This is a genomic window from uncultured Proteiniphilum sp., assembly GCF_937873925.1.
Lineage (GTDB): Bacteria > Bacteroidota > Bacteroidia > Bacteroidales > Dysgonomonadaceae > Proteiniphilum.
Genome location: NZ_CALNAT010000039.1, coordinates 21,019 through 33,855 on the forward strand (window position 1 = coordinate 21,019; position 12,837 = coordinate 33,855).

The 12,837-nt window shown below is 38.4% G+C and carries 7 protein-coding genes; 5 read left to right on the plus strand and 2 right to left on the minus strand.

Annotated elements, in window-relative coordinates:
- Nucleotides 1-2: 2 nt before the first annotated feature.
- Entirely contained in the window at nt 3-332 is a 330-nt protein-coding gene (locus Q0502_RS02670) for a cupin domain-containing protein (RefSeq protein WP_298646800.1), read from the minus strand.
- A 196-nt stretch (nt 333-528) separates the two neighbouring features.
- The gene (locus Q0502_RS02675) at nt 529-1,818 is read right to left on the minus strand and encodes a DUF4143 domain-containing protein (RefSeq protein WP_298646802.1); all 1,290 of its coding nucleotides are present in this window, start codon (nt 1,816-1,818) and stop codon (nt 529-531) included.
- 274 nt (nt 1,819-2,092) lie between these two features.
- On the opposite strand from Q0502_RS02675, the gene Q0502_RS02680 reads away from it, so the two are divergent.
- The 5 genes from Q0502_RS02680 to Q0502_RS02700 all read left to right on the plus strand — a co-directional run.
- Nucleotides 2,093-2,683, plus strand: coding sequence for an RNA polymerase sigma factor (locus tag Q0502_RS02680; RefSeq protein WP_298646804.1), 591 nt, complete (start codon nt 2,093-2,095; stop codon nt 2,681-2,683).
- Nucleotides 2,684-2,844: 161 nt separating this feature from the next.
- A complete protein-coding gene (locus Q0502_RS02685) occupies nt 2,845-4,035 on the plus strand; it encodes a FecR domain-containing protein (protein ID WP_298646806.1) in 1,191 nt (396 codons plus the stop codon).
- Between the two features lie 264 nt (nt 4,036-4,299).
- Nucleotides 4,300-7,710 carry a TonB-dependent receptor gene (locus Q0502_RS02690; RefSeq protein WP_298646808.1) on the plus strand — a complete coding sequence of 1,137 codons (3,411 nt, stop codon included), beginning with the start codon at nt 4,300-4,302 and terminating at the stop codon, nt 7,708-7,710.
- A gap of 15 nt (nt 7,711-7,725) precedes the next feature.
- Nucleotides 7,726-9,558, plus strand: a complete 1,833-nt coding sequence (locus tag Q0502_RS02695) for a RagB/SusD family nutrient uptake outer membrane protein (protein WP_298646811.1) — start codon at nt 7,726-7,728, stop codon at nt 9,556-9,558.
- A gap of 252 nt (nt 9,559-9,810) precedes the next feature.
- The coding region (locus Q0502_RS02700; RefSeq protein ID WP_298646814.1) for a DUF6259 domain-containing protein at nt 9,811-12,837 on the plus strand (3,027 nt) is incomplete at its 3' end.

A 12,837-nucleotide genomic window follows, 5' to 3' on the forward strand; every position in this document is an offset into this window, starting at 1 on the left:
AATTATTCTTCTCCCCGTATCATGGTGAGTAACATCTTGAATTGCTCAACTGCTTTCAGGGCGTGTGGTACATTGGCCGGCATAATAATACAGTCCCCTTTCTTCAGAAGATGCGGTACGCCGCCAATCCGTATTTCTGCTTCTCCGTCCAGTATCTGCACGAAAGCATCGTAGTTGGCGGTATGTTCGGTCAGTCCCTGATCTTTATCGAAAGAGAAAAGAGTAATGTTCCCTGCCTTGTTTTTTGTGACCTGCTTGCTGATTACTCCGCCCGAAGTGTAATCAATGGATTCTTCGAGGACGATAATTTTTGATTTTTCATATGTTGCCATAGTCTTTATTTTTAATAATGTTTTTATTAGAGCAGAATATTTCCAGAGTGCTGCATATATTGAAAGAACCCAGTCTATATGCATTAGCTTTAAAGAAAATATTTCATGCTGCTTGCAAAAATACTAATCAGAACCAGTATAAATTGTAACCGAGGTTACATAAATTGCAGGTTAGTGTGTTTTAATATAATTTAAGTCACTCTTTCAAGCACCCAATAGGAATAACATTCACGCCGTCCTCGCGGGTATAAGCCAGTTCACCACCTGTCAGGACAATCAAGAGGTCAGGAAGCCGGATCTTTATCTGCTCTTCCTTTTCATTCTTTTCCCGGACAAGTCTTTTCAGCTCCAACAGATGTTTAGCCCCTTCTTCTATTTCCCGGCTGCCGAGTTTACACTCAATAAGCGCGTATCGGCCATCATCCAAATGGAGGACTGCATCAGCTTCCAATCCAAAACGGTCATGATAATACGATAATCTTCCACCCAAGACCTGCGAATAGGCTTTCAAATCCCTCATACATAAGCACTCATAGACGAAGCCGAAAGTCTTTAAATCAAGTTCGAGGCTTTGGGGAGACGCACCTATGGCAGCTACGGCAATAGATGGGTCGACAAAGCAACGTTTCTTCCCCGTCCTGATGACGGTCTTGGAACGAATAGCAGGACTCCACGCTTCCATATCGTCAATGACAAAAAGTCTCTCCAACGCACTCACATAATCATCAAAAGTCGACATGGCGGTATTCTCCATTTCAATGGATACATCGGCCAATATAGCCGTTTTCTTGGCCAATGTGCAAAGATTTCTTGCATAAGAGCGCATGATTAACCGGGCAAGGGCAGGATTTCGTTGCCGCCCATCCACTCTCGAAATGTCTTCTTCGCAAATGATATTCACGTAATCTTTGGCTATCAGTAGCTTGGCTGCATCGCTCATGTTGTCTAAAGACGCAGGCCATCCGCCCCGGCATGCCACAAAAATAAGGTGCTCAATAGACAAATCAGAAGTGATCCCGTCTATGTCCAACTCTTTATTGTCAAAGAGTTCCCTCAAAGAAATCTTTCCATTAGACTCCTTCGATTCATGAAGGCTCATAGGGTACATTGACATCTGTGAAATACGCCCGGTACCGGTATGCATGATCTCTTTATTATCTATCACCGTTGAGCCGGTAAGAATAAACTGACCCTTCAGTCCGCGCTCATCCACCGCATTACGAACCGCATCCCATAATATCGGTGCTACCTGCCATTCATCTATCAACCGGGGAGTATCACCCTTCAATAACAACGATGGCTTAGTACGAGCAGCTGCCAGATAACCTTCCCTGGTATCCGGATTTTGCATTTTTATCACGCTCTTCGCCTGCATTTCAGCGGTGGTTGTTTTACCACACCATTTCGGCCCTTTTATCTGAACTGCGCCAAAAGCCTCAAGGCGTAAGCTAAGTTGTTTATCTGCAATTCGTTTTAAATATTCCATATCTGCGCTTTGTTTCTTGCAAAAGTATGCTATTAATTTGTAACAACCAAAGGCATCGGTCGATTTTGATATATTTCATCGGTCGATTTTGATGTTATTTGTCGGGTGATTTTGATCTATTCTTTAGCAACCGGCAAAAGCTCGCTTTATACTTGTTGGGTTGTCAGTAGTTCTGCCATTATTCTCCCGATCGGAAACTATTTTCCCATCAATCCTCTTGTAAATCGATTTTTGTGTACATTTGCACACGATATGCATGCAAATCACACCGATTATGGACGTTTCTACTCCCGATCATATCAGTTTATTCACAAAATTCAAAGAAGGGGATGATCATGCGTTTTCTTTTTTTTATGAATTTTATATAAACGATTTGTATGCTTATGGAATAAGCCTGGGAGGGGAAAAAGAAGTCGTAAAGGATGCCGTTCAGGATATATTCCTGAAGATATATTTCGAGGAAAAAGATTTTTCTTCTATCGATCATTTAAAGTATTTTTTGCTGAAATCCCTTAAAAACAGGCTTTACAACATCTACAAATCCAAGGTTGTTTCAACCATGACCGGTATTTCCGAAGATGTCCTGAGTTTCTCTATTACGACAACGGTACTGGACCGGATCATCAATGAAGAAGACCGTACTATTATTCAACAACAGGTAGAAGACCTCCTTTCGAAACTGACCCCCAGACAAAAAGAAGCGATATATCTCCGCTTTATGCAGGAATTGGAATACGAGGAAATTGCCGAAATAATGGACATAACACCGCATGCCGCCCGGAAGTTGATTTCCCGCTCCCTGAAACGGTTGAGGGACGACGAACAACTGCTATTGATCTGTTTGTGTATGCTGATTTTTCCTTAATTTTCATACGATTAAAATTATTGACTTTCAAATGTATCGTATGGAACTCACATTTAATCATGTACTTGTGTGATAATAATTCTCATGCTCGTTTCATTTTTTTTGAAAAAATGGGGACAAAAGATCATCCAGTTTGTATATATAGAAAACAGGCAGGATAGATGCAGGCAGATAAATATAAAAACTATACCGCAACAGATTTCCTCAAGGACAGGGATTTTCTCAGGTGGCAACTCTTCAACCGGGAAGAAGACACTCTGTTCTGGAACGATGCCGTTGAAAAATATCCGGTTCTGAAATTGGGGATAGAAGAGGCTGTTACCTTGTATAAAGACAATATCAGGTTCAATGATTTCAGAATGTCCCATCCGGAAATATCCGAATGCCTGGTTTCATTACAAGGCCTGATCCGTCATAAAAAGAAAAGAAGGCTTTCAAAGCGTATTGTCATGGGCGTATCCGCCATAGCCGCGAGTGTTGCTATCTTCATATCCCTACCCCTTCTCTTCAATAAAAACGATCATGTGCAGGATATCTCAACCTTTGCCCAGGCATTACCCGACAATAACGACCTCTATTCGTCCGACACTAAACTGATCGTATCGGAAAACAATACGGTCGTTTTAAATAATAAGGAATCTTCCATCCAATATGAAAAAGATGCGATAAAAGCCGACGACAACCTTATCCTCAAAGAAGAAACATCGCCTTATAACCAATTGATCATCCCTTACGGGAAACGCTCCGTGATAACTTTTTCCGACGGGACAAAAGTATGGGTGAACGCGGGCAGCAGGCTTGTATATCCTGCCGAATTCGACAAAGGAAAAAGGGAAATTTATGTGGATGGGGAAATCTATATAGAAGTTTCCGAAGATAAGAAACGCCCGTTTGTGATAAAAACGAGGCAGATGGATATAGAGGTATTGGGTACGAAGTTCAATGTGTCGGCGTATGAAGCCGATAAAGTAAATAGCGTAGTACTATTATCCGGTTCGGTCAGTATTTCTTCCAATGCGCACAACAAGGAAATAATTTTGAGCCCCAATCAAAAGTATTCCAATCTTGAGAACTCCTGTTCCGTTGAAAACGTGGATGCAAACATCTATATTTTATGGGCACAAGGATTATACCAGTTTGAAAGTGAAAAACTGGGAAACATCGTCATCCGTCTCGAACGGTACTACGGCATAAAGATTGAATGCGACGCCGCGATAGCAGAGCTGAAATGTTCCGGGAAACTCGACCTGAAAGACGACATGAACAAACTGCTGGAGGAACTATCCCGCGCATTACCCATAATATACCGGCAAAATGCCAACGGAAGTTATACGATCAATGCTAAATCCTGAATATTAGAAGAACTGAGACCGCTCCTGAAATCCCTAAACTGCCAATTTCGGGTAGAACCGACCATTGATTTTCAATTGGTTCTTATGGTCGAAAATGTAAAGATGTCTTATTGAAGGAGACTCAACAACTGAATTTTAAAAGAAAATGCCTATGAAGAAAGTCTGATTCCCTAAAACAGCAACCGGATGATAGTTCCAGTATCATCCGGTCAGAACTTAAATGTAAAACCAGTTAAAGTTTCAAATTTAAATCATTACAAATGTATGACAAAAAACAAATATCTTGGCTTAAAAAAAGCTAATATTAGAAGGACATGTCTAATTATGAGAGTGTTTTTTTTATTCTTTACGTTGGGTATTGGCGTCTGCTTCTCCAATAATAGTTATTCCCAGTCGACAAAGATATCCCTTCATCTGAAAAACAAGACGGTTAAGCAGGTTTTCTCCGAAATAGAAAAGAGCAGCGGATTTATTTTCTTTTACCAGGACGATATCCTCGATGCGGACAGGAAAGTCACGGTAAATGCTGATAATGAGATAATCGAGCAGATCCTGAACGAAATCCTCAGTGCAACCGGTAATACTTATTTTGTTTCCGACCGTTCAATTTACATTATAAAAAAGCCTTCGCATGATATCACGAATAAAGATATTGTCCAACAACAAAAGAAGCAGGTGACCGGAACAATTACTGATAAAGAAGGCGAAGCCATTATCGGCGCCAATATTATAGAAAAAGGTACAACTAATGGAACTGTCACTGATGTGAACGGAAATTTCACGCTAAAAGTAGAAAATAATGCTGTGCTTCAAATTTCTTATATCGGTTATCTTCCTCAGGAAATCAATGCCACAGGCAAAACAACATTTAACATTACTTTAGTGGAGGATACCCAGGCATTGGAAGAATTGGTGGTTGTGGGGTATGGAACTCAAAAAAAAGCCAGCATTATTGGCTCTATTGCGACCATAGAACCCAAAAAACTGATTACATCGAATGCTAATTTAAGTAATAATTTGGCCGGACAATTAGCTGGTATACTGGCTGTTCAACGTTCAGGAGAACCAGGTAGCGATCAAAGTGATTTTTGGATCAGAGGGGTAAGTACCTTTAATGCGGGTTCACAACAAGCTTTGGTATTAGTAGATGGGGTTGAACGAAATATTGACGATGTTGATCCGCTTGATATCGAATCTTTTTCTATTCTGAAAGATGCCACAGCAACTGCGATTTATGGGGTAAAGGGTGCGAATGGGGTAATTTTGATCAATACTAAAAAAGGGACAACGGGTGAGCCCAGCATTCAGATTCGATTTGAAAGTAATATGAATGCCCCTGTAAAACTTGTTGACTATGTAGATGGAGTAAAATATATGCAAATTTTCAACGAAGCATGTCGTAACGTAGGGATCGTCGAAACATATTCGCAAGAAGCTATTGATCAAACCCGCTTGGGAAAAGATCCTGATTTGTATCCTAATGTGGATTGGATGAATGAGGTTTTCCGTGATTTTGCTCAAGATCAAAAAATAAACCTAAACATAAGCGGAGGCGGCAGAAATATTCGTTATTACGTATCTGGTGGATACCTACACCAAAATGGAATCTTGAAAACCAATGAAATGGAGGACAAAAAATCGGAATTAAAATTTGACCGTTTTAACTTTAGAAGTAATATTGATATCGATTTGAGCAAAACAACCTTATTTCAATTGAACCTTGCTGGTTTTTATAAGGAAAAAAGAAATCCTGGATATGATTTATCAACTATTTTTGAAATGGCATCAGCTGTAACTCCGATCAGTTATCCTAAAATTTATTCGGATGGTTCATATGCTCATTTGAAAGGTACTCAATGGAACCCGTGGATGGCTTCTACCCATTCGGGTTATCAGATGAATGAAGAAAACCAAGTTGAATCGAGTATTTCACTTCAGCAGAAGCTCGATTTTATAACCAAAGGTTTGAGTATGAAAGGTCTTTTCTCATTTGATGCTTATAACAATCAAACAACGACTCTTAGAAAAACTCCCACTACTTATTATGCAACAGGACGGGATATGGAGGAAAATTTAATCTTTACATCGACCGAGGAGGGAACAGATTATATAGGTTTGACGGGAGAAACAAATGCCAGTACAAGGAGCACCTATTTGGAAGTCCAGTTGAATTATCAAAGGACATTTTATGAAGCGCATAATGTGTCAGGATTACTTCTTTATAATCAGCATAGTAAAAGAATTGCCCCGGCAAGTAGTGAAGTGGGTTCGCTCCCTTATCGGAATAATGGTATAGCAGGACGACTAACCTACAATTATGACGAACGTTATTTTATAGAAGGTAATTTTGGATACAATGGCTCTGAAAATTTTGCAGCTGGTAAAAGATATGGTTTTTTTCCCTCTTTAGCCATCGGCTGGTATATCTCACAAGAGCCTTTTTATAACGACGCTTTGAGAAAATACATGCATAAACTTAAACTAAAAGCATCTTCCGGACTGGTAGGAAATGACCAAATCTCCACCAATCGTCGTTTCGGTTACCTCACTCTTTTTTCTACAGGATTAAGCGGCTATTCATGGGGAGCCGATGGAAAATACACGTGGACAGGTGTTGGGGTTAATGAATATGGAGATACGGAAATGTCATGGGAGAAAGCGAGAAAAACCAATGTGGGAGTGGAGTTTGGGATGTTAAATATGATTGACCTAAACATTGATTACTATTGGGAAAACAGGAACGATATTTATATGAGAAGAAATTCCATACCTGCCACAACGGGAATCAAAAATTTACCTTATGGGAATGTGGGAAAAATGTCGAATCATGGAGTTGATATGAGTCTAATTGTTAATAAGCAAATAACCAAGTCTTTGTTTTTATCAGTAAATAGTTCATTTACTTTTGCTCGGAATAAAATAACAGAAATGGATGAACCTGATTCAAAATATTCTTACCAGAATAAAACAGGAAAACGATATGGACAATTATTCGGACTAGTGGCTGAAAAATTATACGCTGATGATAACTTTAATGAAGATGGAACTCTGAAAGATGGAATTCCTGTACCGGCATTCATGAATAAAGTTCAACCGGGGGACATTAAATATGTCGATGTTAATAGAGATATGGTAATAAACGACTATGACCAGATCGCCATTGGTTATTCTGCAATTCCGGAAATCGTATATGGATTTGGTGCTACTATTCAATATAAGAAATTTGACTTAGGGTTTCTTTTCCAGGGAACTAAGAATACTTCTCTCCTGTTGGGACAAAACTCTTCCTTCTTTTATCCGGCCGAAAACAGCGGAATTCAAGGAAATATATATGCCAATATCGATGATCGCTGGACGGTAGATAATCCGCGGCAAGATGTATTTTGGCCCCGCTTATATACTGGAGGTACCAATAATAACAACAGACAACCATCGACGTGGTGGTTAAGAGATGCCAGTTTCTGTCGCTTGAAAAATGTGGAAGTCGGTTATAATATTAAACTGAACATAACAGAAAATAAGATTATTCCAATGAGGGTCTATTTGCGTGGAACTAACTTATTAACTTTTAGTAAATCTTTTAAAGATTTATGGGATCCGGAATTAAATTCTACAGATGGGATGTCATACCCCATTAATAAAATTGTAGCCTTGGGTATGGATATAAATTTTTAATCAAAAAAATCAATTATGAAAAAGATACTTTATACATCAATCATTGTAGTTTTTTCAATAGCTACGTCATGTGAAGATTATCTCGACCAAGTACCACAGGGATTGTTGACCCAAGAAATAGTTTTTGATAACTCAAAAACTATAAAAAGATGGATCGCTAATTGTTATTCATATATCCCCGTTAATCACATAAGTATAGGATATCCGTATGGAGGATCGCCTGTTGCTCAAGGTGGATGGAACACCATGTCTGACGAATTGGACTATACCAGTAACTTCGGCGCTAGTTATTGGACTGATGCCATTCAAAAGGGAAACTGGACTTCCAGTTCTCCCACCAGTACTTATTGTGATTATTGGACTTATTTCTACACAGCTATACGGCAAATACATTTATTCTTAAACAATGTACACACAACAAATGATTTTAATGAAGAAGAGATGAATAAAGCCAAGTTGGAAGTTCGTTTTTTGAGGGCTTATTACTATGCTTATTTGATACAGGTCTACGGGGCAGTCCCCCTTATTCTGGATGAGATTTCATTTACTGAAGATATGAATGTTTTACGTACCCCATATGATGAAATTGTGAATTGGCTTGACACTGAATTAAAAGATATAGCCGCATCATTACCCCTTAAAGCAGATGATAAGAATTGGTATTACGGTCAGCCAACTAAAGGCTCTGCTTTGGCAGTGAGGGCCCGAATGTTGTTATATGCTGCACGTCCATTGTTTAATGGAAATAGCGATTTGAAAGATGTAAAAAATCCTGACGGAACAACACTGTTCAACACAACCTACAGTGTTGAAAAATGGAAACGGGCGGCTGACGCTATCAAAGATATTTTTGATCTGGGCGTTTACGACTTGCATAAAGAATATAATACGGATGGTTCTATTGATCCGTACATGTCTTTGATTAATACCTTTTTTGATTCTGATAATGAGGAGATTATATTTGCAAGGACTGACGGGAACAACAATTTTAATTGGGATAGCTTTTGTACTCCACCTTGTGCAGATTTTACGGACGGGAATGCTTTGGGGTTTCTATCAATAACACAAGAAACTATTGATGCTTTTTTCACTAAAGATGGATTGGACATTCAAGAAGACCCAAATTATTCTGAAACTGGATTTTCGACTGCTGATCTTTATGCAACCAATACCAAATGGGAAGATGTTTCCGATTATCCAGGTTTACTAGCCCCCAAAGGAACGTATAATATGTATATCCATCGCGAACCTCGTTTTTATGTAGATGTCATGTTTAATGGCCAAATGTGCCCCCAATCAAAAGTTATTATTGATTTTCAATCGTGGGGCGGAAACTGGTATCATAATCAAACAGGATACACTCCTAGGAAACAAGTAGATCCTACTTTTTCAAGTTTCAAAAGTGTACTTTATCGTCCAGTTGTTCTATATCGTTTAGCTGAATTCTATCTAAGTTATGCTGAGGCTTTAAATGAATATGATCCTGGCAATCCTAATATTATAAAACATATAAACTTGGTAAGAGAACGAGCCGGGATACCTGGTCTTTCTTCGTCATTAGACCCAACTGCAATGCGTAAAGCTATTTTAAGAGAACGTCAAATAGAGCTTTTTTGTGAGAGTCTTCGTTATTTCGATATAACTCAGTGGAAAATGGGTACAACTCTTCTAAATAAAGAGTTTCATGGAATGAATATCAGTACAACAACAAATGCTGCAACAACGACGAGTTTCTATGCACGTAAAGTTTATGAAACGCGGGTATTCAAAAACTACTTTAATTTGTGGCCTATTCCTTTTGATGAAATAAATACAAATAAGAATTTAGTACAGAATATGGGATGGTAACATTCAGGGTAAACAAGTCTGTCAGCTCTTTGAGATCTGGCGGCCTGTTTAAAATATACTTTTTACAGCTAATCAATGAAAAGACAGATTTTATTGATTTTACCGGTATTCTTTTTTTGAATGCTTCAGGTCAGAAATTTGACGAGTTAGCAAAAGTATATCAGTTTATTGAATAATGATTCTCTTTAATCAACACTTCGGTAAATATTCAATTAACTAATTAATAATCAATGATAAAATTATTATATCAAAATGAATATTAAATCCTTTTTTCTAGTAATCTTCCTTTTAATGGGATTTTGGCTTCCCTCTCAAGCGCAAGATCAGTACGGTAAAACCAATATTGCCGATCTTGTCCTTATATACCAAGGGGGGGTACACCGCCCTATGGAATGGACCAAAGAGCAATTCATTCCTTATGTGGTTCATCAAAACCAAGAAGGAAAAACAAACTGGCTTTTTGATGGCTTTTTGTTTCTGGAATTCACTGATGGTAAAGGACGAAATTTTGCTCCAGGTTATAACAAGCTAAATGCACGTAAAGCTGAATGGGAGTGGTTACAAAGTAGACAATTTGCCAAAGACAAAGCTTTCTCCGCTTTGGATGAATGTATTACGGAACAAATAAAAAAGAGAGGAAAGCCTGAACTCAAGCATAAGTTGGTGGTAGGCATCCCTTCTCCTATCTTAGATCAAAAAGATTGGGGTGAGATCCACGGTAAAGTTATGGATTTTTCTAAAACGGAAGATCGTATTGAGGCTGGTAAGTGGTATATTGACCGTTTTCTGGAACAGTATATAAAACAAGATTATAAAAACCTGGAATTGGCTGGTTTTTATTGGGTAGATGAAGATGCTATCCGTTGTGCGGACATTTTAATACCACTTGGTGATTATATTCGTTCGAAAAAACTAAAATTTTATTGGATACCATATTGGAAAGCTAAAGGTTTTGATAAATGGAAAGAGTATAAATTCGATTTCGCTTGGCTCCAACCTAACCACTTTTTCGATGTGAAAATTGGAGATGATCGTATCGATCAGGCATGTGATTTTGCAAAAAAAATGAATATGGGTGTCGAAATGGAATTTGATAGCCATGCAATGGCTGATGACAAAGCTGGCATGCGTAATCGTCTGGTTAGTTATATTAAATATTTTGAGAAAAATGGAGTTTTTGAGCAATCATCTATCGCCTATTATGAAGGAGGAAATGGGATTTATCGCTTTTTTAAATCGGAGAATCCCAAGGACAAAGAATTGATGGATATTCTTGCTAGTCATATTAGTAAGCGAAGACAAAAAAACATTTTTACTACAGCATCGGCTTATTCATCAAAAGAGAAGATGCAGGATAAAAATATTTATCTGGAAAATAAAAGAATAAGATTCGGTTTTGACAAGAGAAATGGAGCCTTAAAGATATTTGAAAATCTGGACTATAATCAATCTTTATTGGAAACACTCAGTGAAGCAGAATCGCTTTGGCAAGTTAATTTACACAGACCTTCCGGTATAATATCTGTTGGTATGATGTCTTCTTCACGTTTTAGTTTTGAAAAAACGGACAGTGTGAACTTGATTTTACGTTGGCAAGATTTTGCAGAAGTAAAAAATCGAAATTTAGAGGTAACTGTATCTGTAAGATTGGAAAAGGATCAATCTTTTTCTTTTTGGAAAATATCTCTTAGCGGCATTAAAGAAGAAGAGATTGAGAGAGTTATCTTTCCTAAAATTTCCGGAGTGAAAGATTTGGGGGAGGAGAATCTGGTAGTTGCAAGTTGGATGGGAAATCTTTTGAAAAATCCCCGTTCTTACTTTTTGAGTACGAATCAGAAATATTATGCCTGGCCATATCCGGGACATATGTCTATGCAGTTGCTTACCCTCTATAATCCGGATAAAATTGGGTTTTACGCATCATGTAATGATACTTTGTCATATCGGAAGAACTTTGTTATAAGCTTAAATAATTCGAACCAATTGGTTTATCAGATCGATAACTTTCCCGAATTCAACCCTTCTCTTGATGTTTATTCGCCTTCTTATGAGGCTGTCATCGGTTCGTTTAAGGGGGATTGGTTCACCGCTGCCGAGCATTATAGGCAATGGAGTAGTCTGCAAAAGTGGTCTAAAGAAAGTCGATTAAAAAACGGCTTAGTTCCGTCATGGATAGAGCAAGCCCCATTGTGGGTTTGGAACCGAGGCAAATCACAGGAAGTATTACTTCCTGCCGTGGATTTGAAAAAAAGATTAGGATTGCCTGTCAATGTATTGTGGCATTGGTGGCATAAATGTCCTTACGATGATGGTTTCCCTGAATATTTTCCACCCCGTGAAGGCCGAACTTCATTTATGAAACAAGTAGAAGCGGCTAAAGAGCAAGGGGTGAAACCTTTGATATATATGAATCAAATACAGTGGGGAACTTCTACCGAAAGTTGGGAAAAAGAAAATGCATCCCGCTATACGGTGAAAGATATAAATGGAAAAGAGATAACAACCGTTTATAATATCTTCTCTGGAAAATCAATGGCGACGATGTGTTTGGGCACTTCTTTCTGGAAAGAGAAATATGCTTCTTTGGCAGATAGTACTATCAACTATTATCATGTTCCCGGAATTTATATGGATCAGGCTTGTTTGAGCTACATGTGTTTTGACCCCACTCATGAACATCTATTGGGAGGAGGAAATTATTGGGTGAAGAATTTTGAGAGACTAACGGAACAAATACGTTCTCAATCAAAAGGAGAAGAAAAACCGGCATTGTCGGGTGAAGGAGTTGGTGAAAATTGGCTACCTTATGTAGATCTATTTCTTACCCTTCAGGTTAGTAAAGAGAGATACGCTGGAATAGAAGGCTGGGAAACGATACCTTTATTTCAAGCCGTTTATCACCCCTATGCTATTTCCTATGGAAGTTATTCTTCTCTGCTTACACCTCCCTATGACGAATTATGGCCTGAGAAATTTGCTCCGGCTGATGCTCTTCAACTTTTAGATAAAAAGTATAATGAACAATTTCTTATGGAACAGGCGAGAGCTTTTGTATGGGGAATACAGCCAATGATTTCAAATTACAAGAGTTTCTTGGCTACAGAAAGGAAAAACGAGATGAATTATTTGATGAAAGTTGTCAGGGTCAGAATGCGCGGATTAAAGTATTTGCTACATGGTGAATTTATTAGGGCACCGAAAATGCAGTTCCCGGAAAAAGAACTGAAAATTTCTAAATTATCGATTTATGCCGGACGGGAAGGAAAAAGAGTCACCGAA